Below are 22,488 nucleotides of genomic sequence, written 5' to 3'. Positions count from 1 at the left end.
GTCAGCCCTCCATGTCGATGAGGCGACGGATCTTGTCGGCGAGCTCGGAGTCGGCGGCCCGGTATCCGAGCGCCGCAGCTTTGATCGCCGCGCCCTCGGCGGCCACCGCCGCGCTGAGCGCGCCCATGCCGGCGAGCGCCGCGGCCTGCTGCGTCATGACGACGGGGACGAGGAACGAGCACATCAGCCCGAACGCCACGGGCTGCAACGCCACCGACGTGAGCGCGGCACCCGCCACCTCCCCGATGCGTTCCCCGCCTTCGGCGAGTTTCGCGGTGTGCGATTCCAACGCCTCGATCTGGACGTCCAGATTGCTCATCGTCGTCCCCCCTCTCCGTCTCGGTCGGTTCGGTCGCCTGGTACGCCCCGTTCGAGGTCCTCGACACGGGTGAGGAGCTCCTGGATGCGGTCTCCCAGGTCTTCGCGCATCGGCACGGCGGTGTGGGGCTGCAGCATGGCGGCACGGATCGGCTCGGCCTGGGCCTGGACGTCCTCGATCGCCCGCTGGGTCGCGGCGAGCACCATCGCCCCCACCTGCTGCCCGTCACTGGCGAGCGCGGCGTCGTGCACCGTGATGTCGACGGGGATGCCGTGGTGGTCGACGGTGACCGTCACCTCGCGGTCCTCGCTCGATCCGACACCGCGCAACTGCGCGATCTGCCCGGCGAGCTCGTCGGCGACGGCCGACAGCTGCGTCGCCTGCGACAGCTGTGCGGCGATCGTCGTGATGATCTGGGCGGCATCCATCCGACACCTTTCGAGGAAACGAGGAAGTCTTCCGTGAGCCTAGCCAGACGCACGGCCTCCATCGGCCTTATCCACACGGCAGCATCGAGGTTCGCGTCGCGCGCCGCGTCAGGCCTCCGGGCGCTCGGCCGCGGCGGCGGCGCGCGCGGCGATCGGTAGCGCCTCGAGCACGCGCGACAGCGCATCGTCGTCGTGCGCGGCCGTCAGGAACCAGGCCTCGAACACGCTCGGCGGCAGCGAGACGCCCGCATCCAGCATCGCGTGGAAGAACGGCCGGTAGCGCCACGCCTCCTGCGCGGTGGCGCCCGCGTACGTCCGCGGCGCCTCGGGCGCGAACACGACGCCGAACAGGTTGCCGGCGCGCGGCACGGCGTGCGTCACCCCCGCGATCTCGAGCGCTCCCGACAGCGCCGTCGCGACGGCGGATGCGGCCGCATCCACGCGCGCGTAGACGTCGGGCGTCGCGCGGCGCAGCGTGGCCAGGCCCGCGGCGACCGAGAGCGGATTGCCCGACAGGGTTCCGGCCTGGTAGACGGGGCCGACCGGCGCGAGGTGGTCCATGACGTCGGCGCGACCGCCGAGAGCGGCCAGCGGCATCCCGCCACCGACGACCTTGCCGAAGGTCACGAGGTCGGGGGTGTAACGCTCACCCGCCTCCTGCTGCAGACCCCAGTATCCGGCGGGGTGCACGCGGAACCCGGTGAGCACCTCGTCGAGGATCAGCAGCGCGCCGTGCGCATGAGCGATGTCGGCCAGCGCGGCGTTGAAGCCCGGGTCGGGGGCGACGACGCCCATGTTGGCCGCGGCGGCCTCGACGATGACGGCGGCGATCCGATCGCCGTGCACGGCGAACACCTCGCGCACCTGGTCGAGGTCGTTGTAGTCGATGACGAGGGTCTGCGCCGCGATCGGCGCGGGAACTCCCGCCGAGCCCGGCAGGGCGAGCGTGGCGACGCCCGAGCCCGCCGCTGCGAGCAGGCCGTCGGAGTGCCCGTGGTAGTGACCCGCGAACTTCACGAGCAGGTCGCGTCCGGTGAACCCGCGCGCCAGCCGGATGGCGGTCATCGTGGACTCGGTGCCGGTCGAGACCAGGCGCACGCGTTCGATGGGCGCGGCATCGCCCACCCGCACACGCTCGGCGATCAGCGCGGCGAGGTCGACCTCGCCCTCGGTCGGAGCGCCGAACGACAGCCCCCGCGTGGCCGCCTCCTGCACGGCGCGCACGACCTCGGGGTGCGCATGGCCGAGCAGTGCCGGACCCCACGAGGCGACGAGGTCGACGTAGGAGGTGCCGGCGGCATCCGTCACGTACGGGCCCTGCGCCGACGCCAGGAAGCGGGGCGATCCGCCCACCGATCCGTAGGCGCGGACGGGCGAGTTGACCCCGCCCGGGATGACCTCGCGCGCGTGCGCGAACAGCTCGTCATTGCGGTCGCTCATGCGAGACCCTTCCGTCGTGCTTCTCGGAGGATGCGGTTCTTCCCGGAGCCCTGCGACGCGATCCTCCGAGGACCGCGTCGCGCTCCGAGCGGGAGGATGGCGGGGGCCGCGGTCACAGCGCGTCGCGCAGCCAGTGGGCGGCCTCGACCGCCCAGTACGTGAGGATGGCGTCGGCACCGGCGCGCCGGATGCCGAGCAACGACTCCGTGACCGCGCCGCGGCGGTCGATCCAGCCGTGGGCCGCGGCGGCCTCGATCATGGCGTACTCGCCCGAGACCTGGTACGCCCAGACGGGCACGTCCACCGCGCGTCGCACGTCGGCGAGCACGTCGAGATACGGCATCGCCGGCTTCACCATGACGATGTCGGCGCCCTCGGCCACATCCTCGACGGCTTCGCGGACACCCTCGCGCGCATTCGCCGGATCCAGCTGGTAGGTGCGCCGATCGCCCTGCAGCTGCGAGTCGACGGCCTCGCGGAACGGGCCGTAGAACGCCCCCGCGTACTTGGCGGCGTAGGCCAGCACGAGCGTGTCGACGAAGCCCTCCGCCTCGAGCGCCGCACGGACGTGGGCGACCTGGCCGTCCATCATGCCCGACAGCCCCAGCAGGTGGGATCCCGCCTGCGCCTGGGCGAGGGCCATGGCGGCGTACCGCTCCAGCGTCGCGTCGTTGTCGACGGCACCGTCGGCCCGCAGCACGCCGCAGTGCCCGTGGTCGGTGAACTCGTCGAGGCACAGGTCGGTCTGCACCACCAGGGCATCGCCGACCTCGGCGCGCAGCGCCGCCGTCGCGACGTTGAGGATGCCGTCGGGGTCGTCGGCGCCCGATCCGATCGCGTCGCGCACCGCGGGAACGCCGAACAGCATGACGCCGCCGACGCCGGCGGCGGCCGCATCCACCGCCGCCCGCCGCAACGAATCGAGCGAGTGCTGCACGACGCCGGGCATCGAACCGATCGGCACCGCCTCGGTCACGCCCTCGCGCACGAACATGGGGAGCACGAGCTGCGACGGCACGAGATGCGTCTCGCGCGCGAGTCGCCGCACGGCCGGCGACTGCCTCAGTCGCCGCGGCCGGTGGGAGGGGAAGCTCACGGCTGGAACTCGTCCGCGGCGTGGGGCAGCGCGAACTGCGACACCGCGTCGATCAGCGCGTCGACGGTCTGCCTCCCGGCGACCACGTCGACGCTGAGACCCGCGCGCCGCGCGTCCTCGGCCGTCTGCGGTCCGATCGCGGCGATGACGGTGTCGTCGGGGATGGTCGGGAACTGCAGGCGCACCTGTTCGGCGACCGAACCGCTCGTGACGAGCACGGCGTTGATGCGCCCCGAGGCGACGTCCTTGGCGATGCGCTCGGTCACCGGGACGCCGACCGTGCGGTAGGCCACGACGCTGCGGACGCGATGCCCCGCCTCGATGAGCTTGCGGGTGAGCACCGGCTTCGCGATCTCGCTGCGGAGGGTGAGGATGTCGCGGGCCTCGGGCTCGAGGGCGATCATCTGCTCGGCCATGCCGGCGGCGGAGTTGTCGCGATCGGGCACCAGATCGACCCGGTACCCCGCGGCCTGCAGCGCCGCCGCCGTGGTCTCGCCGACCGCGGCGACCTTGGTCTGGGGCGGGATGACGGCGCGGTAGGCGAAGAGCACGTCGACCGTGGTGGCGCTGGTCATGGTGAGCCAGTCGAACGCGCCGGCGGCGAGGTCCGCGAGGGCCTTCTCGAGGGTGGTCACATCGTCGGCCGGGGCGAAGTTGATCAGCGGGGCCACGACCGGGACCGCGCCCTGGGCGCGCAGCGTCGCGGCGACGCCGTCGCCCCACGGACCACCGCGAGGAACGAGCACGCGCCACCCCGTCAGGGGCTTGGCGGCGTCGTGCCGTCGGGGCTCTTCATGCATGGCTTCGGCTTTCATGGTGAGACGTCCGCTGCTCCTCGGTCGAGCAGCTCGAGCGCGATCCCCCGGCCGAAGCGCTCTGCGCGCCCTACCGGGTCATCGTCGCCGGCAGCCTCTGCACCATCGCCGCTGCCCGAATTCCCAGCATACTCGGCTTGCGCACTCAGGGTTCGGTCGAGCCCCAGGCGCTGGCTGCCGTCGGTCGCATAGACGACCGCCCGCACCCGCAGTCCGTCCGCCACGACGTCGGCGTGCACGCCGACGGGGGCGTGGCACCCCGCATCCAATCCGGCGAGGACCGCGCGCTCGGCCGTCACCGCGATGCGGGTCGCGAGATCGTCGAGCCCCGCGATGGCCGCGAGCAGCTCCGGCGGCGCATCGGCGCGCGTCTCGACGGCGAGAGCGCCCTGCCCGGGCGCCGTGGGCCACTCGGCCAACCCCATCGACTCGGCACGGAGGTCGTCGGGGACACCCGCGAGCCTCGCCAGGCCCGCGGCTGCGAGGACCACGGCATCCAATTCGCCGCTGCGCACCCGACCCAGGCGCGAGTCGACGTTGCCGCGGATGTCCTGCGCGCGCACCGCGCGATTGCGCACCGCCAGCTGAGCGATGCGGCGCGGTGATCCGGTGCCCACCACGGCGCCGGCCGCCATCTCGTGGAGGGGACGGCCGTCCCGGGTGATGACGACGTCGCGGGCATCCTCGCGGGGCGGGATGGCGGCGATCACGAGTCCCGGCGCGGGCTCGGTCGGCAGATCCTTGAGCGAATGCACCAGCAGGTCGCACTGACCGGCCAGGAGCGCCTCGCGCAGCCGCGTCGCGAAGACGCCGCGGCCGCCGAGCTCCGAGAGGGATGCGCGGGACACGTCGCCCTCGGAGGTGATCGGCACGAGCTCGACGGGGCGACCCGCGATGGCGGCGAGGGCCGTGGCCGTCTGCTGCGACTGCGCGGTCGCGAGCGCGCTGCGACGTGTTCCCAGACGGATGACGCCGCTCACGCCAGCACCTCGGCGATAGCCGAGGTCGGGATGCGACGACCGGTGAAGAAGGGAACCTCCTCGCGCACGTGTCGGCGCGCCTCGGTGTACCGCAGCTCCCGCATCATGTCGACGAGGTCGGTGAGCTCGTCGGCTTCCATCGGCAGCAGCCATTCGTAGTCGCCGAGGGCGAACGAGGCGACGGTGTTGGCGACGACGTCGGTGAAGGCCGCGCCCTTCCGACCGTGGTCGGCCAGCATCCGACGGCGATCGTCCTCGGGCAGCAGGTACCACTCGTAGCTGCGCACGAACGGGTAGACCGTCAGCCATTCCCGGGCGTGCTCGCCGCGCAGGAATCCGGGCACGTGGGAGCGGTTGAACTCGGCATCCCGGTGCACGCCCATCGCGTTCCACACCGGCAGCAGGGGACTGATGAGGTCGGTGCGGCGCAGGCGGCGCACGGCCCGCTGCAGGTCCTCGGCCACCGGGCCGTGCACCCAGACCATGAGGTCGGCGTCGGCACGCAGTCCGCTGACGTCGTAGAAACCGCGGACGGTGACGCCGCCCGCTTCGAGGTGCTCGACGACGGCGCGCAGATCGTTGTCGTCGGCGTCGACAGCCGGCGCCCCCGGGTCGCGGCGGAACACGGCCCAGAGGGTGTACTGCGATGCGGGGGACTCGACGACGTCACTCATGGGTCCAGTCTCCCCCCGCCGGGCGAGCGTGCCAAACAGGCCTCAGCGCACGTACAGACGGATCGCACCCCAGACCGCGGCTCCGACACCGACGGCGACGCCGACGACGAGAGCCGTCGCGGCGGCGGGCTCGCTGCGCGCGAATCGGCGCAGGCTCGAGATGCGCTTCTCGGCCGCACGGTTCACCCGTCGCGGCAGATTGCCCTTCTCCTCGATGGCGGCGAGTGCCGCCTTCAGCTCGGCGCGCGCCTTCTCGACCGGGTCGGTGATCCCCAGGGGGACGGCGGTGCGCGGGACGGGGACGGGAGCGCTCATCGGCCTGCCTCCTTGACGGTTCGCACGTCTTCGGCGATGTGGGATGCGGGGTTGTCCTTGCCGATGCGCTTGAAGCGCAGGAAGCCGAGCAGCGCCAGCACGATCGCGATCAGCAGCATCGCCCCGAAGAGCACGAGCGCCGACAGCCAGACCGGCCACCAGGACGACAGGCCGGCGATGATGAAGGCGCCCAGGGCCGGCACGGACCAGAACAGGATGAACAGCGCGCCGACGATCCACCCGGCACCGATGCCGGCGTTCTTGGCCGCCTTCGACGCCCACTTCTTCGCCGCGTCGATCTCGGCGACGATGAGGTTGCGCACCAGCTCGGGGATCTCCCCGACGAGGGTCAGCAGGCTCTCGTCGGACTTGTCTCGGAAGCCTCGGGGGGTCGTCATGTCACTTCCCGGCGTCCGTACCGGCGCGCTTCGCGCGCGTCGTCGCCTTCGTGACGGCGTCCTCTGCGGCATCCGCGGACGTCTTCGCGGCGGCGCTCACGTCGTCCGCGGCGTCTTCGCCGGCGTCGAGCGCCGCATCGAGACGCTGCCCGGGGGTGCCGGAGGTCGTCGCTGCCTTGGTGATCTTGACAGCTCCGCTCCACAGCGCGTTCGGCAGTGCCAGCAGGGCGGACTTGCCGAAGTCCTGCACCTTGGAGACCTGCTTCTGCACGGGGTCGAGATTCCAGACCTTGAGCGCCTGCTCTTTGATCTGCTCATAGCGCTCACGGCCGGCGCGCGTTCCCAGCACGTAGCCCGCCGCCAGTCCGATGACGAGTCCTGCCTTGCCCCTCATGGGGTCTCCTCACGTTCGGGGTGGATGGAGCTGATGTGGCCCAGCGTATCGCTGTATGCCTCTCGGGTTATCCCGTTGACAATCGGTCTCACTCCTGAGATCCGACGCGTCCCCACAGCACCGACCGGCGCAGCCGCTCGGCCTCGTCGCGGGCGTCGGGCACGACCTGCGCGAGCCCCGTGCCCGAGAGCCAGGCGCCGACGGCGCCGATCCCGGAGACGGCCCGGATCGCACCGCGGGCAGCGGCCACGGTCGCCGCCCGTCCGATCGCGGACCCCGGCTGGGACTGCACGTAGCGTTCGCGGTGCGCGCCGCGGAGGGCGTCGGCTCGAAGCGGCACGCCCAGCAGGGTCGACGCCTCCTCGAGCGCCAGCGCGGCGGCCTGGGCGTCGTCGAGGTCGGCGGTGGCGGGCGCTTCGTCCTGCGTCCCGAACGACACCCGCACGACGTGGATGCCGGGGCCCGCGGCCTCCGCCACCCACCCCCACTTCGCGCTGGCGTGGGTCAGCGCCTTGGCACGGTGGCTGTGCGCGACGGTCAGCACCCCGTTGCCGCGGGGGCGCGCGTCGAGGGCGGGGGCGTCCAGCACGAGCGTGACGATCTCGACCACGGGCGACGGCGCGGTGTCGGGGTCCAGCAGCGGCACGACCGGCGCGAGCAGCCGGCGCGCCTCGGCCTCGGTGGTCGCCACGACCACGGCATCCGCGCGGAACGCGTCGTCCTCGTCGGGGGCGTCGTCGGCGAGCGGGAGCGGGTCGCCCTCGGGGGGCACCGCATCCGCGCCGGGGCGCGCACCGGCCGCGTGCTCGTCGCCGGTCACCACGCGCCATCCGTCGCCGTCGGCACGGATCGCCTCGACAGCGACGCCCGTGTGCAGCCGCACGCCGAGCGCGTCGAGCCGGGCGACCAGCGCATCGACGAGACGCGCCATGCCGCCGTCGATGCCCGCGACGGCGCCGCCGGGCGCCACCGTGCGACCGCCGCGCAGCTCGGCGACGGCGCCGCTGAGCGAGCCCACCCGCGTCAGCGCGGCGTTCAGGCCGGGCGCGGCCACATCCACGTCGATGTCGTCCGGACGCGCCGAGTAGACGCCGCTCGTGACGGGGGCCACGAGCCTGTCGTGCACCGCGGCGCCCATCCGCGAACGCACCAGGTGGCCGAGCGAGCGGTCGTGGCCGATCGTGAGCGGCGGCCGCACGCGGTCGAGGTACGCGCGCCACGCGCCGCCCCATCCGATGATGCGCCGGACGGCGGGGTCCCACGGGTTGTCGGGGATCCCCAGCACGCCGCCCACCGGCAGCGGTGCGGCGTCGCCGCCCGGGAGCCCCGCGACCCAGGCCCCGCCGGGATGCGGCAGGGCCACGCGGTCCGCGAGCCCGAGCTCGTCGAGGAGCGCCGCCACCGTGCCGCCCCGCGTGGCGAAGCTCTCGGCGCCGACGTCGAGGCGGAGCCCGGCTACCTCGGCGTCGCGCACGACGCCGCCGAGCCGGTCGTCCGATTCGAGCACCGTGACGCGCATGCCGACCTTGGCGAACTCCAGCGCCGAGACCAGACCCGCGACGCCGCCGCCGATGACGACCACGCGGATGTCGCGGGCGTGCGCGGCGAGCTCTTCGAGCGGCTCGGCCGCACTCACACGCCCACCTCGTGCGCGAGCGCCACGATGCGGGTCAGCACGTCCGGGTCGGTCTCGGGCGGCACGCCGTGACCCAGGTTCAGGATGTGGGCGCGGGCCGCGCGGCCGCGCTCGACCACGTCGCGCACGTGCGCCTCGATGACCTCCCACGGGGCTTGGAGGAGCGCCGGGTCGATGTTGCCCTGCACGGTGACGTCGGGGCCGAGCACCCGGGCGGCCTCATCCAGCGGCGTGCGCCAGTCGACGCCCACAGCATCCGTGGTGCCCTCCAGCCGCATGTCGGGCAGGAGGTGATTGGTGCCGACACCGAAGTGGATGCGGGGCGCACCGGCGCCGGCGAGCGCGGCGCGCGAGTGCGGAGCGACGAAGGCGCGGTAGTCGGCGACGGAGAGCGAGCCCGCCCACGAGTCGAACAGCTGCACCGCCGAGACGCCGGCGTCGGTCTGCGCGCCCAGGAATGCGCGCGAGACGCGCGCCAGCCAGCCGGCGAGCGCGTGCCACGACTCGGGGTCCGCGTGCATCATGGCCCGGGCGCGCAGGTGCTCCTTCGACGGCCCGCCCTCGACGAGGTAGGCGGCGAGCGTGAAGGGTGCGCCGGCGAATCCGATCAGAGGGGTGTCGCCGAGCTCGGCGACCACGAGGCGCACGGCCTCGCGGATGGGCTCGGCCTGCGCGACGACCTCGGGGTCGATCTGCACGATGCGCGCCACATCCGAGGCCGTCCGCACCGGGTCGGCGAACACCGGGCCGCGGCCCGGCTCGATCTCGACCGAGATGCCGGCCAGGCGCAGCGGCACGACGATGTCGCTGAAGAAGATGCCCGCATCGACCCCGTGCCGGCGCACCGGCTGCAGTGTGATCTCGGCGGCGAGATCCGGGGTCAGGCAGGCGTCGAGCATGCGCGTGCCGACGCGCAGCTCGCGGTACTCGGGCAGCGAGCGACCGGCCTGGCGCATGAACCACACCGGCAACCGGTCGGTGCGCTCCCCCCGCAGCGCGCGGACGAGCGGGGATGCGGCGGGGCCGACCGGGACGACGGACTCAGTGGTGGAGCTCACGGCGCCCATCCTCCCATCCCCACCCGTGCGGATACCCGGATGCCCCACCGGCCTGCATCCGTCCGCCATCGGCGGCTCTCGGGCCCCGGTCAGCGGGCGGGCGTAGAATGAACGGGTGCTGCTGTGTGTGAGCGCGAGTCACAAGACCGCATCGTTCGAGCTCTTGGAGCGACTCAGCACCCAGACGACCCGCATCGCGCCCCTCATCGCCGCGCACGACGAGTGCGTGCAGGGGGCCGTGGTCGTCGCCACCTGCAACCGGTTCGAGGCGTACGTCGACATGGACGAGCCCGTCACCGCCGCCAGCGCGGTCGGACTCGAGGCCGCACTCCTGGCCATCGAATCGGCCACCGGGGTGCCCGCCGCCGAGCTCGACGGATCGTACGAGGTCATCTCGGGCGCGGATGTGGCGGCCCACCTGTTCTCGGTCGCCTCCGGACTCGAGTCGGTCGTGGTGGGCGAGGGCGAGATCGCCGGCCAGGTGCGCCGCGCCCTCACCGAGGCGCGCAGCGACGGCACGACCTCGGGCGAGCTGGAGCGGCTGTTCCAGCGGGCCTCCGAGACGCAGCGCGACGTCAAGAACGGCACGGCGATCGGCCGCGCCGGCCGCTCGCTCGTGCGGCTCGCGCTCGATCTCGCCGACGGCCGCTTCGCGGACTGGTCCCGCCTGCGCGTACTCCTGGTGGGCACCGGTGCCTACGCCGCCGCCACCCTCGCGGCGCTCCGCGACAAGGGCGTCGAAGACATCACCGTGCACTCCCCCTCGGGGCGCGGCGAGCGCTTCGCACGCAAGCACGGCGTCGCCGTGGCGGATGCCGAGGCGTTCGCCCACGCCGCGCGCCTGTCGGATCTCGTCATCACCTGCACCAGCGCCGAGCATCCCGTGCTCGATGCGTCGGTGTTCACCGGCGTCTTCGACGCGCCCTCGCCCGCAGCGCGGCGGCTGGTAATCGATCTCGGCCTGCCCCGCAACGTCGACCCCGATGTCGCGGGCGCACCGCACACCGACCTGCTCGACCTCGAGACCATCCGTCTGCACGCCCCGCTCGAGGAGCTGCAGGCGACGGATGCCGCACGGGCGCTCGTGCGCGACGCCGTGCAGCGCTTCACCGTCGTCGGCGAACGCCGCACGGTGACCCCGGCGGTCGTGGCACTGCGCGCCCACCTGCTCGAGCTCATGGAGTCCGAGGTCGCCCGCGCCCAGCGCCGCGGTGACGACGGCCGCACCGAGCAGGCGCTGCGCCACCTCGTGGGGCGTCTGCTGCACACGCCCACGACCCGCGCGCACACCCTGGCCGAGCAGGGCCGGGCCGACGAGTACGTCGCCGCCCTCGAGCTGCTCTTCGACATCACGGTCGACGACGGCGAGGACGACGCCGCCGCATCCCCGTTGGCCGGCTGACACGGCCACACCTGACACCGGACGCCCGGACGGGATCGCCATGTCGCATGAGGACTGGACCCTACGCCCGCGGGTCGGGCTGGGGCGGCTCGTGTTCGGGATGTCGGCGGCCGAGGTCGACGCCCTCTCCGACGTCTACGGCACCGTGACCGCACGCGGGAACGACCGGGCCGCCGACGCGCTGCTCCTCGAGACGCTCGAGATGTTCGGCGGCGCGATGAGCTCGGAGGAGAAAGCCGCCCTGGTCGCGGCCTACGCGGAGAACGGCCCGGACGCCGACGCCGTCACCGAGACCCGCGACGAGAGCGGCCTCGTGCTGAGCTACGCCGGCGACCGCCTGGTCGGGATCATGTCGCCCCTCGCGGACCGCCCGCTGCTGATCGACGGTCACGATCTGCGCGCGCTGAGCGCACGGGACGCGCTGGCGCTGCTGGAGCGGCTCAACGGCGGCCCCGGCCGCTACGCGGACACCGAGACGGCGTTCGATGCCCTCGCACTCTCGGTCGACGGGTTCTCTGTCGTCGACCGCTATCGGCGCGTCCGGACGATCGACCCGACCGATGAGCGCTTCGCGCGAAGGACGGCGACGGTGCTCCCGCATCCCGCACCGCCCGCGGACGCGGAGCTGCGCCGTCGCCCACCGGTGGAGCGAGGCCGAGAATAGGCTGGACCCATGAGTCTGCACATCACCGACGATGCGGCCGCCGACACGCTGCTGTCCGAGAACCCGCTGGCTCTGCTCATCGGGATGCTGCTCGACCAGCAGGTGGCGATGGAGACGGCCTTCGCCGGTCCCGCCAAGATCCTCGAGCGGGTCGGCACCCTCGATGCGGCGGCGATCGCCGCCTACGACCCGGAGGCGTTCGCCGCCGCGTTCTCGCAGACGCCCGCCGTGCATCGCTACCCGGGCTCGATGGCGGCGCGGGTGCAGAAGCTGTGCGCTGATCTCGTCGAGAACTGGCACGGCGACGCATCCGCCCTCTGGACGACCGGCGACCCGGACGGCCCGACGGTGCTGCGGCGCCTGAAGGCCCTCCCCGGCTTCGGTGAACAGAAGGCGAAGATCTTCCTCGCCCTCCTCGGAAAGCAGTGCGGGTTCACCGGCGCGGGCTGGCGCGAAGCCGCCGGCGCCTACGGGGAGGAGGGGTCGTTCCGCTCCGTCGCCGACATCACCAGCCCCGAATCCCTCGCGCGCGTGCGCGAGAACAAGCGCGCCGCGAAGGCCGCAGCCAAGGCCTGACCCGCCGGCATTCAGCGCGGGCATAGGGAGTGCCCGGTTACGCTTCCCCCATGCACACTCCGGGGGAGTCCCCCTCCGTCGCGCTCGATGGCCTCGAGCTGCGCGTGCTGCACCTTCCGCTGGTCAGCCCCTTCACCACATCCTTCGGCACCGAGACCGTCCGCGAGGTCATCGTCCTGCGCACGCTCGGGTCGGGCGCCGACGGATGGGGCGAGATCGTCACGCAGAACGCGCCCCTGTACTCGAGCGAGTACACGCAGGGCGCATGGGATGTGACGGTGCGATGGCTGGCCCCGGCACTGCTGGCCGCGGGCACCGTGTCACCGCCGGACGTCGCGCGCATCCTCGCGCCCTTCGTCGGTCACCGGATGGCGAAGGCCGGCCTCGAGCTCGCGGTGCTGGACGCGAGCCTGCGCACCGCCGGCGTCTCGCTCGCCCGCCACCTCGGCGCCGTCCGCGAGCGAGTGCCCTCGGGGGTGTCGGTGGGCATCCAGGCCGATCCCGCGGCGCTCGTGGCCGCCGTCGGCGGATACCTCGCCCAGGGGTACGAGCGCATCAAGATCAAGATCGCACCGGGGCGCGACGTCGCGCCCACCCGCGCGGTGCGCGAGGCGTTCGGCGACATCCCGCTGCAGGTCGACGCGAACTCCGCGTACACCCTGGCCGACGCCGCGCTCCTCGCCGAGCTCGACCGCTTCGACCTGCTGCTTCTGGAGCAGCCGCTCGCGGAGGACGATCTCGTCGACCACGCACAGCTCGCGCGGCTCGTGCGCACCCCCGTCTGCCTCGACGAGTCGATCACCTCGGCCAAAGCCGCCGCCGACGCGATCGACCTCGGAGCGGCCGCGATCGTCAACATCAAGGCCGGCCGGGTGGGCGGATACCTCGAGGCCGTCCGCGTGCACGACGTGTGCCGCGCGGCGGGCGTGCCGGTCTGGTGCGGCGGGATGCTCGAGACGGGCATCGGCCGCGCGGCGAACGCCGCCCTCGCGGCGCTCCCCGGCTTCACCCTCACCGGCGACGTGTCGGCGTCCGACCGCTTCTACCACCGCGACATCGTGACCGAGCCGATGACGCTCACCGACGGCCACGTGCGCGTGCCGTCGGGCCCCGGTATCGGCGTCGAGGTGGATGAGGCGGCGATCGATGCCGTGACCGTCGCCCGAGAGGTGATCCGCCGGTGACGCCGCGGCCCCGCACAGCGGTCGCCCTGACGGCTCTCACCGCCCTGGTCCTCGTGCTCGCCGGCTGCGGAGTGCAGCCCAAACCTGCGCCCAGCGCCACCGCGCTGCCCTCCGGCATCACGGCCACGTTGCTGCCCGCCACCCCTGCGCAGCAGAGCGATCAGGTGCGGCTCTGGGTGGAGAACAGCACCGACGAGAACCTCGCGCTCAGCCGCATCCGGATCGACGACCCCCACTTCGACGGCATCGGCCGCAAGTCCGCCTCGGGCGGCATCGAGGTGACGGCCGGTCGCAGCGCCGAGATCGTCGTCGCACTGCCGCCCATCGACTGCGCAGCGGATGGGGCGGCTCGCGCCGGCTCACCGTCGGCGACGGGCAGCCCGACGTCGGCGGGTGACGGAGCCACCGCCACGATCGGCTTCGCGCTCGGCGCGGCCATCGGTATCGCCGTCACCGCCGTCGACGACCCGACCGGCGTGATCGCGGCGCGCGTCGCCGCGGCCTGCGGCTGATCCCGTCCGAGCAACGCCGCCCGGCGCGCCGACTAGAATCGGAGCACCCCGCGCCGCACCGCTGCGTCTCTTCGCGCGCCCCGTTCCTCCGCGACCATTGGAGCCACCATGGCCGAACAGTCCCGACTCGACAAAGTCATCGCCCTGGCCCGCCACCGCGGGTTCGTCTTCCAGGCGGGCGAGATCTACGGCGGATCCCGCTCCGCGTGGGACTACGGGCCCCTGGGCACCGAGCTGAAGGAGAACATCCGTCGGCAGTGGTGGCAGACGTTCGTCCGCGGGCGCGGCGACATGGTGGGCCTGGACTCCTCGGTCATCCTGCCCAAGCGCGTGTGGGAGGCCTCCGGTCACGTCGCGACCTTCACCGACCCGCTCGTGGAGTGCCTGCACTGCCACAAGCGCTTCCGCGCCGACACCCTCGTCGAGGACTTCGAGGCACGGAAGGGCCGCACAGCCGAGAACGGCCTGGCCGACGTCCCCTGCCCGAACTGCGGCACGAAGGGCCAGTACACCGAGCCCAAGTCCTTCTCGGGACTGATGAAGACGTACCTCGGCGTGGTCGACGACGACTCGGGGCTGAACTACCTGCGCCCCGAGACCGCCCAGGGCATCTTCATCAACTTCTCCAACGTGCTCACCGCCAGCCGCAAGAAGCCGCCGTTCGGCGTCGGCCAGGTCGGCAAGGCGTTCCGGAACGAGATCACCCCCGGCAACTTCATCTTCCGCACCCGCGAGTTCGAGCAGATGGAGATCGAGTACTTCACGCCCCCCGAGGAGGCGCAGGAGTGGTTCGAGCACTGGGTCGAGGCGTGCTGGAACTGGTTCATCGACCTGGGCATCGACGCCGACAACCTGCGGCGCTTCGATGTGCCCGCCGAGGACCGCGCGCACTACTCCGCCGGCACGATCGACGTCGAGTACCGGTTCGGCTTCACCGGCAAGGAGTGGGGCGAGCTCATGGGCGTCGCCAACCGCACCGACTACGACCTCACGAGCCACTCGGAAGCATCCGGCCAGAAGCTGTCGTACTTCGACCAGGCCTCCAACACCACGTTCACGCCGTTCGTCATCGAGCCGTCCTTCGGCCTGACGCGCGCGATGATGGCCTTCCTCGTCGACGCGTACCGCGAGGAAGAGGTGCCCAACGCCAAGGGCGGCACCGACACCCGCACCGTGCTGAAGCTCGACCCGCGCCTGGCCCCCGTGAAGGTCGCGGTTCTGCCGCTCAGCCGCAACGAGCGGCTGTCCCCCCTGGCGCGCGAGGTGGCGGCCGACCTCCGCAGCGACTGGAACGTCGACTTCGACGACGCCGGCGCCATCGGACGCCGCTACCGTCGGCAGGACGAGATCGGCACGCCGTTCTGCGTGACGATCGACTTCGATTCGCTCGAGGACCGCGCGGTCACCGTGCGCGAACGCGACACGATGACCCAGGAGCGCGTGCCCCTCGACGAGCTGCACTCCTACCTCGCGGAGCGCCTGCGCGGAGCGTGACGACCGGGCGCCGCGGGCCTGTGGAGAGATTCCGACACCGCGGCGCCGGATCACCTACCGTAGGCACACGGCCCCGCACCCCCCGGGGTCATCTGCGGACCCCTGACGACGGAGGACTCGGCCGTGAGCGATCTCGCCGTCAGCTACACCCAGCTGAACGATGGCGCCTCGCTTCTCGAGCGCCAGCACGGCCATCTCGAACGCATGGCGGGCTACCTCGAGACACAGGGCCGACTCGCCACCCCCGCGCCGGGACGCATCCTCCAGGTCCTGCAGCCGCTGGGCGATGAGATCGCGGATGCCGGCGCCCAGGCGTTGCGCGCAGCCGGGCGTCTCGCGCAGTGGGGCTCCGAGGGGGCCTCTGCGACGCTGCACGACTACGTCGACGCCGACCGCCGAGCCTATGAGGCGCTGCGCGCCCTCTCGATCCGCTTCGGCGACGACGCGCTCTCCCCCTTCCCCGACCTCGACGACACCGACGAGGCGACCGCGACCGCCGGTCCCGGCGAGACGGTCGACCCGGCCAGCCACTTGATCGCACCGCAGCCCGCGGGCGACCCCGTGAAGGAGCTCTGCCGTCGCGCGCAGTTGTTGCTGGGCGACGTCGACCACATCGCCGAGACCCTGCTGGGCTACCGCATCCTCGACGAGTACGTCGCCGGCCCGCTCGGCGGCGACTGGGGCAGTGTGGATGCGGCCTCACAGGCATGGGCGTACGAGGCCGACGCGGTCATGGAGGTCGCCGCCAACGTGTCGATGCTCTCCTCCCAGCTCGACGGCTGGAAGGGCGAGGGCGCCGACGCGTTCGGGCGCGCGATGACCGCCATCAGCGGCGGGGCCGTCGCCCTCGGTTACGCGTTCGAACAGGTGTCGAGCCGCGTGGCCGCGGTGCAGCACGTGGCAGCCCGGGCATCGGCCGGCATCACGCTGGCGCTGCAGCGGGTCTCGGAACGGCTGCGTCGCATGCTGGTCGAGAGCTCGATCCCGACGGGCGGCGCGACGGCGGCCGGCGAAGCGGCCGACGCCCTGCAGAAGGTGTTCTTCTACCTGCGCACCGTGAACACGCTGATCGGCGCCATCCTGGACGCGGTCGACGACCTGGCCGATGCTCGCCAGAAGCTCATGCGTGCCGTCATGGCGCTCGAAGACCTCGTGGTCGCGGCGAACCGGGCGGTGCAGTGACCGACCCTCGGAGCCGCATGGAGGACGCCCTGCAGGAGCTCATGGACTTCGTCGATGCGGACCGCGAACAGGACCGCACCCGCGATCTCAACCGCGCCGACGCCGCGCGCTCGGGTCGCCTGGGGCCGGAGTGGCGCCGCATCCAGGAGCGGATCGACAGCGGCGAGACCGCCGTCGAGGCGGTGTTCGACGGCACCGACGGCACCGCCGACGCCGAACGCCTGCGCGCGCACGCCGCGACCCGTGTCCGCGTCACGGCGGCCGAGCTGCGCGAAGACGCGGCCGCCGACCCCGACGCGCCCGACCCGCTCGGCGAGGCCGCGCAGATCCTCGACGAGCTGCACCGGCGCCTCGACACGCTCGGCTCCCGCCCTACCGCCTGACCCGCCCCATCCGCCAGCGCGATTCCGCGTGGGCGTCGACGCGCTAACGTCGAAGAGCACATCCCACCCGATGGAGAAGAAGGAGCGACGTGGACGCCTCGACCACTCTCGCCGTCGTCGCCGCCGTCTCGTTCGCGGCGGCTCTGATCGTGGGCGGCGCCTGGCACGTCTGGTACGCGCTCGGACTCGCGCGGGTGTTCGCCGTGCACGACGTCGATCCGTGGCGCGCCTGGGTGCCGGTCATGAACGAAGCCGAGCTCTTCCGCCTGGGCCGCGTGGACCCGGTCAAGGTCGCGCTGTACGCCGTGCCCGTGGTCAACCTCTACGCCGTGTTCCTCAAGGTCGTCGCCGCGCACCGCATCAACAGCGACGCGGGACGCGGCGCCGGGTCGACCGTGCTGGCCGTGCTGCTGCCGCCCGTATGGGCCATGCTCTTCGCCGGAGCCCGCCCCGCGGTCGACGCTCCCGCCGCACCCGCCGTGGCCCCCGGGCGCCCCGCGCCGGTGTTCGCGGTCGCCCCTCCGGCGCCCGCCGCCCCGCTCCCGGCTGCGAGCGCGCCGGTGCCGCCGGCCCCGGCGGTTCCGCCCGCGGCGTCCGCGTCTCCCGCGGCCCCGATTCCCCCCGCGGCCCCCGTCGCGCCGGTGGCACCGGCGGCCGGCGCCCCGGCACCCGCCCTTCCCGCACCCACCCCTCCCGCACCGGCCGCGGCCGTATCGCCGCCGGTCGTGCCGCCCGCGCCCGCGCGCGTGGCGAGCGAGGAGCCCGCGCCCCTCACCCGGCGCGCCCGGCGCGGCGCGGACGAGGACGCCACCGCGATCGTGCGCGCCCCCGAGGGCTGGGCGCTCACGCTCCCCGACGGCCGCGCCGTGCCGATCGCGGCGCGCACCATCGTCCTCGGCCGCAATCCGCGCGTCGCCGAGTCCGGCGTGCAGTACGTCGCGGTCTCGGATGAGGGCCGCACCGTCTCGAAAGAGCACGCGCGCCTGCAGTGGAACGACCAGGGGTGGACCATCACCGACCTCGGGTCGACCAACGGCGTCAGCGTCGTCACCGCCGAGGGCGACGAGCGCGCCTTGAAGCCCGAGGCGACGGCGCCGGTCGTCGAGCGGTTCGTGCTCGGCGACGCGATCGTGCTGCTGCGTCAGGGCGCCTGAGGCGCGATCAGCCCGCGTCCTCGGAACGGTCGCCGTACAGTCCACGCCCGGTCCGCTGCGGCGTGGCGTGCGCGTCGGCCCGTCGGCGCGAGACGAAGACGCCCAGCGCACCGATGCCGGCGAGCAGGATCAGCCCGCCGATGCCCGCCGTCGCTCCCAGCCAGATGGCCTCCGCATCCGCCGGCGTGCGGTGGACGACGCGCACCGGTTCGGCGGCGGGGTCCGTCGGCGGCGCACCGGCACCGTCGGCGAACGGGCTGAGGGGTCCGCGGATGCCCTCACCGGGGATGAGGACGATGGCGTCGTACGGCTGCACCATGCCCCATCCGGCACCGTCCTCGCGCCGGTCGGGGTCGGCACGCACCGCGGTCGCGGTCAGCCGGTACGCCCACTGCTCGGGCGTCTCGTCCGGGTGGGCCGCGGCGACGAGGGCGGCCGCCGCCGACACGTAGCCCGCGGCGTAGCTGGTGGCCGGCTCCTCGCCGGCGTAGGTGCAGTCCCCGCCGATCGCGGAGGCGGTCAGGATCCCCTGACCGAGCGCGGCGATCGACACGTGCGGACCGTGGATGCTCGCGTCGGTCACGACCCCGTCGAGGTCGGCCGCCGCCACCCCGAGCACGCCGGGCGAGCCCGCGGGGTAGCGCGCCACATCCGCTTCGCTCTGCTCGATCGACAGCACGTTGTTCCGGTTGCCGGCGCTTCCCACCACGAGGCTGCCGCGCGCAGCCGCGTAGGCGGCCGCATCGGCGAGCTCTGGATCGTTCGAGGTCGTGCTCATCGACACGTTGATGATCTGCGCGCCCTGATCCGCGGCCCATCGGATACCGGCGGCCAGCCGCGACGGCGAGGGCCCGAAGCCGGCCTCGATCTGTCGCTGGTCGACGCCGCCGAACACGCGCACCGCGAGGATGTCGGCGTCGGGCGCGAGACCGACGACTCCCGATCCGTCGATCTTCTGCGCGGCGATCTGCCCGGCGATCGCCGTGCCGTGCCCGTACACGTCGGTCGTTCCGTCCGGCGCTCCGCCGTCACCGACGAGATCGATGCCGCCCACCACGACGCCCGCGAGATGCGGGTTCGCCGCGTTGACGCCGGAATCGACGACGGCCACCGTCACACCCGCGCCGCGCGTGACCCCCCACGCCAGCTCGCTCTGCATGAAGCTGAGCGCGGGCACGGGCTGATCGATGCGCGTGCTCGCGGTGCACTGCTCGGCGGCCGACATGGGCACGAGAGCGGATGCGGGCGCCGCGGCCACGAGGCCGCTCGCACCCACCAACGCCGCCACCGCCGCACCGGCCACCCGGCGCCGCCATCGGCGCGCACCCGCGGGTGCCGGAGGCGAGTGCCGTCGGTCGGAGGACATGGCGTTCACTCGCCGCCCGCGGCGCTCTCGACGCCCGGAGACACGCCCGCTGCTTCCTCGGTGAGCGCGGGCCCGGTCTTCAGCAGATCTATCCAGCCGTCGCTCGCCGACCCGATGTCGGTGACGGTGTAGCCGAGTCGGGCGATCGTCTCCTCGGTGGCGCCCGGGAGCGCGAAGGCGGTGCCGGTGGCGTCGACCAGCGTCACCAGTGCCGTGTTCTGCTCGCCGCGCCCGCCGGCGCGCACGAGCGCACCGCTGCCGGGTTCGACGTACACCTGGGCCGACATCTCGGCGTCCGCGGAGCGCGTCGCGAGCACGGTGCGCGACGACGTGCCGTCGCCGACCAGCACCGCGCAGGCCCGCTCGCCGGTCGCGGCGGCGGCGAAGCCCGTGGCCGGCCAGTCCTCGCCGCCGGCGGGGCGGGAGGCGCTGGGCAGCGCGGAGGTCTGCGCCGGGGTGACCTCGATGACGTCGCCGTCGGCGCCCCCCAGCTGGTACAGCTGCCAGCCGAGCGGCGTGAGCTCGGCGAGCGTGCCGTCCGGCTGCACCAGCAGCCGTTCGTTCTCGGGATCGCCGGTCGTGTGGAGCACATCGCCCACCCGGAAATCGGAACCGGAGACGGCGGAGCCGGCGCCGGTGACGGTGAGCGGGGTGAGATCCGCCCCGGGGAGGAAGAGGTTGAGCCAGTCCGCCGGAACGTCGACCGGGTTCAGCGAGGTGATCCCCGCGGCGCGCAGCACCGCGTCGCCACCGTCGCGCGGCACCGCATAGCTGCGCTCGCCCGCGATGATGAACCGCTCGCCGCCCGAGTCGACGACGACCGCCTGCCCGTCGGCGGCAGCGGGGGCCCGCGTGCCGATGCGCACGTCCAGCGCGGCGTCGTCCGTGACGCACGCGCTCCAGCCGGTGTTGGCGAGCCCGCCGGGCGTGGGCAGCTCGTCGGGCGCGCCGACGATGCCGAGGGTGTCCCCCAGTGCCACGCCGTCGAGGTTGCCCTGGTCGGTCGTGATGACGGAGTAGTCGGTGGAGGGAAGGAGCAGACGCGCGCTCGCCGTGTTGATGACGGGGTGCAGCACGCCGTCCTGCGTGATGAACCGTGCTCCGGTGTCGCTCACGAGGATGAGCTTGCCGTTGTCCCACCCGTTGGGCAGGCCCGGGCGGATGAGGCCCCAGAACACGCCCACGAGGATGACCGCGACGGTCAGCGCGATGGCGGCGATGACGGCGCGCATGGGGGCCGTGGGCTCCAACTCCTTGCCGCCGGGCGCGCCGCTGACGAACGCGGTGAGCAGACGCCGGCGCGAGAAGGTCTGCGCCTCGATGAGGTCGTTCTTGGTCGCCATGCCGTCAGACCAGCCCGGACGCGATCACGCCGAGCGGGAGGAGGAGCGCCAACAGGACGAGCTCCACCGTGTCGGCCAACCGCGCCAGGCGGGTGCGTGCCCGCGGCGAGAGCAAAGTCACGGTGACCACGATCGCCGCGGCGACGCCCAGCACGATCAGCAGCGCGAGACGCAGGCCGGGCTGGGTCAGCGACACCGTGAGCCCGGAGACGGCCAGGCCGACGGTGCCGACCGCCATGATGGCCAGCACGCCGGCGCGGGCGTAGGTCTGGCGCGAGGGGAACATCATCCCGAGGAAGGCAAGGGTGCACAGCAGCGCACCGATCGTGCCCTCGGCAGCGACGAGGGGCGTCGCCACCAGGACGACCACGCCCAGAGCGACCCGCAGGGACACGAGGGTGCGCTGGCCGACGGCCGCGCGGCGCTTGACGTCGTCGGCATCGATCGGGGTCGGGTCGGCGAACACGTCGGCATCGCTCTGGGGCGAGATGACCTTGATGCGCGTGGAGCTGAGCACGAGCCACGGCAGCGCACCGGCCAGGGTCGAGACCACACCGATCATGAGGGCGTAGGCGGTGATCTCCGAGCCCGGCATGAGCGCCGCGATGAGCGCGGTCAGGCCGATCACACCGCCGATCGCCACCGGTACCAGCTGGATCTCGGCGCGGTCGGGCATGAGCGCGAGCGATGTGCCGCCGATCACGAGCATGCCCAGGCCTGCGGCCGCGAGCGGCCATCCCCAGAGTGAGAGGTCGGCGGGGACCGCCAGGTACCCCGCGAGGGCGGCGAACACGGCCGCGGCGATGCCGAGACCCTGCCCTGCCTCCAGCTGGCCGAGCCGCGCCACGACAGCCGCGACGGTCACGAGGACGACGGCCCCGCCACCGGCGATCAACGCGCCCAGACCGAGCGCGGGTCCGGCGGCCAGCAGCAGCAGCGCGCAGATGCCGAGCAGCGTCAGGCTGACGGCGAGTGCGGTGCGCGCATTGTCCTGCGTGCTCCACGGGCGGTTCTGCTCGCCCGTGGCGTCGATGACCGCCTCGACGATGTCGTCGTAGACGCGCGGCTGCGCCAGCAGCCCGCCGCGCGCGAGGGTCAGCACATCGCCGTCCGAGACGCCCTGCGGCGCCGCCCCCTGGGCGGCGTCGAGCACCGTGCCGTCCGCCTTCTGCAGCGCGTAGCCGGCGTAGGTCATCGTCGGGTCGAGGACGCCGAGGCTTCGCGCGAAGCCGGGCATGAACTCGATGAGCGGCACGTGCGCCGGGACGCCGATGTCGAGACGGCGCCCCTCGCTCTGCACGGAGATCCGCAGGAGCGCGCGCGGCGCGCTGATGGTCTGGGCCACGGTGCGGTTTCCCCCTCGAGCTCGAGCGTCAGGATGAGGCAGTGTCTGCTCGCGCGGTCAGTCTACTGGCCGCCGTGACGCCGTCCGTGCGACGTTGACACGGCTGGGGAAGACGTGCGAGTGAGAGAACTCTCATGCGTTCGGCCTGTGGATGGATGCTGCGCGCGCCGCCCGATCCCTAGCGTGGGACACGTCGGCATCAACACACCTCCCGGTGGAGCGCGGCTGACACAGAACGCCCATCGAACAGGAAAAAGGGGGAAGTCGTGGCAGATCAGATCTCCGCTGAAGAAGGTGCCCTTAAGCGCGGTGCCCAGGCGGTCAACACGG

Annotated in this window: 24 protein-coding genes; 9 read left to right on the top strand and 15 right to left on the bottom strand. The window is 73.1% G+C overall.

Going from position 1 to position 22,488, the window contains the following annotated elements; genetic code table 11:
* Position 1 precedes the first annotated feature (1 nt).
* The 12 genes from AB0N73_RS14820 to hemE form a co-directional block, all read right to left on the bottom strand.
* Positions 2-319 (bottom strand): hypothetical protein, encoded by a 318-nt coding sequence (locus tag AB0N73_RS14820; RefSeq protein WP_363564829.1) that lies wholly within the window; start codon positions 317-319, stop codon positions 2-4.
* Positions 316-747, bottom strand: a complete 432-nt coding sequence (locus tag AB0N73_RS14815) for a YbaB/EbfC family nucleoid-associated protein (RefSeq protein ID WP_363564827.1) — start codon at positions 745-747, stop codon at positions 316-318. The genes AB0N73_RS14820 and AB0N73_RS14815 overlap by 4 nt, the downstream gene beginning before the upstream one ends.
* A gap of 108 nt (positions 748-855) precedes the next feature.
* Complete coding sequence (locus AB0N73_RS14810) at positions 856-2,187, bottom strand: glutamate-1-semialdehyde 2,1-aminomutase (protein WP_363564825.1); 1,332 nt, start codon at positions 2,185-2,187, stop codon at positions 856-858.
* Positions 2,188-2,299: 112 nt separating this feature from the next.
* Positions 2,300-3,283 (bottom strand): porphobilinogen synthase, encoded by a 984-nt coding sequence (gene hemB, locus AB0N73_RS14805; RefSeq protein ID WP_363564823.1) that lies wholly within the window; start codon positions 3,281-3,283, stop codon positions 2,300-2,302.
* The gene (locus tag AB0N73_RS14800; protein WP_363564821.1) at positions 3,280-4,083 is read right to left on the bottom strand and encodes a uroporphyrinogen-III synthase; all 804 of its coding nucleotides are present in this window, start codon (positions 4,081-4,083) and stop codon (positions 3,280-3,282) included. Before AB0N73_RS14800 ends, hemB begins: the two co-directional genes overlap by 4 nt.
* A gap of 11 nt (positions 4,084-4,094) precedes the next feature.
* Positions 4,095-5,078: a hydroxymethylbilane synthase gene (gene hemC / locus AB0N73_RS14795; RefSeq protein WP_363564819.1), complete on the bottom strand. Its 984-nt coding sequence runs from the start codon at positions 5,076-5,078 to the stop codon at positions 4,095-4,097.
* Complete coding sequence (gene hemQ, locus AB0N73_RS14790; RefSeq protein ID WP_363564817.1) at positions 5,075-5,752, bottom strand: hydrogen peroxide-dependent heme synthase; 678 nt, start codon at positions 5,750-5,752, stop codon at positions 5,075-5,077. The genes hemC and hemQ overlap by 4 nt, the downstream gene beginning before the upstream one ends.
* Positions 5,753-5,794: 42 nt before the next feature.
* Entirely contained in the window at positions 5,795-6,067 is a 273-nt protein-coding gene (locus AB0N73_RS14785; RefSeq protein ID WP_363564815.1) for a hypothetical protein, read from the bottom strand.
* Positions 6,064-6,465: a phage holin family protein gene (locus AB0N73_RS14780; protein WP_363564813.1), complete on the bottom strand. Its 402-nt coding sequence runs from the start codon at positions 6,463-6,465 to the stop codon at positions 6,064-6,066. Before AB0N73_RS14780 ends, AB0N73_RS14785 begins: the two co-directional genes overlap by 4 nt.
* Before the next feature lies 1 nt (position 6,466).
* A complete protein-coding gene (locus tag AB0N73_RS14775) occupies positions 6,467-6,859 on the bottom strand; it encodes a hypothetical protein (protein ID WP_363564811.1) in 393 nt (130 codons plus the stop codon).
* Between the two features lie 88 nt (positions 6,860-6,947).
* On the bottom strand, positions 6,948-8,495 hold the full coding sequence (locus AB0N73_RS14770; protein WP_363564809.1) for an FAD-dependent oxidoreductase: 1,548 nt from the start codon (positions 8,493-8,495) through the stop codon (positions 6,948-6,950).
* Entirely contained in the window at positions 8,492-9,562 is a 1,071-nt protein-coding gene (gene hemE / locus AB0N73_RS14765) for a uroporphyrinogen decarboxylase (protein ID WP_363564807.1), read from the bottom strand. Before hemE ends, AB0N73_RS14770 begins: the two co-directional genes overlap by 4 nt.
* A gap of 106 nt (positions 9,563-9,668) precedes the next feature.
* Here hemE and AB0N73_RS14760 point away from each other — a divergent pair, with 106 nt between their 5' ends.
* The 9 genes from AB0N73_RS14760 (at position 9,669) to AB0N73_RS14720 (ending at position 18,104) form a co-directional block, all read left to right on the top strand.
* Positions 9,669-10,955, top strand: coding sequence for a glutamyl-tRNA reductase (locus AB0N73_RS14760; RefSeq protein ID WP_363564805.1), 1,287 nt, complete (start codon positions 9,669-9,671; stop codon positions 10,953-10,955).
* Between the two features lie 40 nt (positions 10,956-10,995).
* A complete protein-coding gene (locus AB0N73_RS14755) occupies positions 10,996-11,619 on the top strand; it encodes a hypothetical protein (RefSeq protein ID WP_363564803.1) in 624 nt (207 codons plus the stop codon).
* A 9-nt stretch (positions 11,620-11,628) separates the two neighbouring features.
* A complete protein-coding gene (locus tag AB0N73_RS14750; protein WP_363564801.1) occupies positions 11,629-12,195 on the top strand; it encodes an HhH-GPD-type base excision DNA repair protein in 567 nt (188 codons plus the stop codon).
* A 50-nt stretch (positions 12,196-12,245) separates the two neighbouring features.
* Entirely contained in the window at positions 12,246-13,379 is a 1,134-nt protein-coding gene (menC, locus tag AB0N73_RS14745; protein WP_363564799.1) for an o-succinylbenzoate synthase, read from the top strand.
* On the top strand, positions 13,376-13,891 hold the full coding sequence (locus AB0N73_RS14740; RefSeq protein ID WP_363564797.1) for a hypothetical protein: 516 nt from the start codon (positions 13,376-13,378) through the stop codon (positions 13,889-13,891). Before menC ends, AB0N73_RS14740 begins: the two co-directional genes overlap by 4 nt.
* Positions 13,892-13,999: 108 nt before the next feature.
* The gene (locus tag AB0N73_RS14735) at positions 14,000-15,385 is read left to right on the top strand and encodes a glycine--tRNA ligase (protein ID WP_363564795.1); all 1,386 of its coding nucleotides are present in this window, start codon (positions 14,000-14,002) and stop codon (positions 15,383-15,385) included.
* 123 nt (positions 15,386-15,508) lie between these two features.
* Positions 15,509-16,567 carry a hypothetical protein gene (locus AB0N73_RS14730; RefSeq protein ID WP_363564793.1) on the top strand — a complete coding sequence of 353 codons (1,059 nt, stop codon included), beginning with the start codon at positions 15,509-15,511 and terminating at the stop codon, positions 16,565-16,567.
* 17 nt (positions 16,568-16,584) lie between these two features.
* Complete coding sequence (locus tag AB0N73_RS14725; protein ID WP_363564791.1) at positions 16,585-16,950, top strand: hypothetical protein; 366 nt, start codon at positions 16,585-16,587, stop codon at positions 16,948-16,950.
* Positions 16,951-17,039: 89 nt separating this feature from the next.
* Positions 17,040-18,104 (top strand): FHA domain-containing protein, encoded by a 1,065-nt coding sequence (locus tag AB0N73_RS14720; RefSeq protein ID WP_363564789.1) that lies wholly within the window; start codon positions 17,040-17,042, stop codon positions 18,102-18,104.
* 7 nt (positions 18,105-18,111) lie between these two features.
* Here the strand turns inward: AB0N73_RS14720 and AB0N73_RS14715 are convergent, their stop codons facing one another.
* Genes AB0N73_RS14715 through eccD form a run of 3 tightly spaced genes read right to left on the bottom strand, consistent with a single transcriptional unit; the run spans position 18,112 to position 22,158 of the window.
* Positions 18,112-19,470, bottom strand: coding sequence for a S8 family serine peptidase (locus AB0N73_RS14715; protein WP_363564787.1), 1,359 nt, complete (start codon positions 19,468-19,470; stop codon positions 18,112-18,114).
* Positions 19,471-19,475: 5 nt separating this feature from the next.
* A complete protein-coding gene (gene eccB / locus AB0N73_RS14710) occupies positions 19,476-20,813 on the bottom strand; it encodes a type VII secretion protein EccB (protein WP_363564785.1) in 1,338 nt (445 codons plus the stop codon).
* A gap of 4 nt (positions 20,814-20,817) precedes the next feature.
* The gene (gene eccD / locus AB0N73_RS14705; protein WP_363564783.1) at positions 20,818-22,158 is read right to left on the bottom strand and encodes a type VII secretion integral membrane protein EccD; all 1,341 of its coding nucleotides are present in this window, start codon (positions 22,156-22,158) and stop codon (positions 20,818-20,820) included.
* Positions 22,159-22,488 lie beyond the last annotated feature (330 nt).

The sequence above is a fragment of the Microbacterium sp. NPDC089189 genome, from assembly GCF_040685095.1.
Classification (GTDB): domain Bacteria; phylum Actinomycetota; class Actinomycetes; order Actinomycetales; family Microbacteriaceae; genus Microbacterium.
The sequence above is the reverse complement of the archived record's forward strand: the minus strand, read 5'-3'. Positions and strand labels throughout refer to the sequence as shown.

Coding starts and splice junctions, on each gene's coding strand:
- AB0N73_RS14820 (WP_363564829.1), bottom strand. CDS start 319: ATGAGCAATCTGGACGTCCAGATCGAGGCGTTGGAATCGCACACCGCG.
- AB0N73_RS14815 (WP_363564827.1), bottom strand. CDS start 747: ATGGATGCCGCCCAGATCATCACGACGATCGCCGCACAGCTGTCGCAG.
- AB0N73_RS14810 (WP_363564825.1), bottom strand. CDS start 2,187: ATGAGCGACCGCAATGACGAGCTGTTCGCGCACGCGCGCGAGGTCATC.
- AB0N73_RS14800 (WP_363564821.1), bottom strand. CDS start 4,083: ATGCATGAAGAGCCCCGACGGCACGACGCCGCCAAGCCCCTGACGGGG.
- hemQ (WP_363564817.1), bottom strand. CDS start 5,752: ATGAGTGACGTCGTCGAGTCCCCCGCATCGCAGTACACCCTCTGGGCC.
- AB0N73_RS14785 (WP_363564815.1), bottom strand. CDS start 6,067: ATGAGCGCTCCCGTCCCCGTCCCGCGCACCGCCGTCCCCCTGGGGATC.
- AB0N73_RS14780 (WP_363564813.1), bottom strand. CDS start 6,465: ATGACGACCCCCCGAGGCTTCCGAGACAAGTCCGACGAGAGCCTGCTG.
- AB0N73_RS14775 (WP_363564811.1), bottom strand. CDS start 6,859: ATGAGGGGCAAGGCAGGACTCGTCATCGGACTGGCGGCGGGCTACGTG.
- hemE (WP_363564807.1), bottom strand. CDS start 9,562: ATGGGCGCCGTGAGCTCCACCACTGAGTCCGTCGTCCCGGTCGGCCCC.
- AB0N73_RS14755 (WP_363564803.1), top strand. CDS start 10,996: ATGTCGCATGAGGACTGGACCCTACGCCCGCGGGTCGGGCTGGGGCGG.
- AB0N73_RS14750 (WP_363564801.1), top strand. CDS start 11,629: ATGAGTCTGCACATCACCGACGATGCGGCCGCCGACACGCTGCTGTCC.
- menC (WP_363564799.1), top strand. CDS start 12,246: ATGCACACTCCGGGGGAGTCCCCCTCCGTCGCGCTCGATGGCCTCGAG.
- AB0N73_RS14735 (WP_363564795.1), top strand. CDS start 14,000: ATGGCCGAACAGTCCCGACTCGACAAAGTCATCGCCCTGGCCCGCCAC.
- AB0N73_RS14725 (WP_363564791.1), top strand. CDS start 16,585: ATGGAGGACGCCCTGCAGGAGCTCATGGACTTCGTCGATGCGGACCGC.
- AB0N73_RS14715 (WP_363564787.1), bottom strand. CDS start 19,470: ATGTCCTCCGACCGACGGCACTCGCCTCCGGCACCCGCGGGTGCGCGC.
- eccB (WP_363564785.1), bottom strand. CDS start 20,813: ATGGCGACCAAGAACGACCTCATCGAGGCGCAGACCTTCTCGCGCCGG.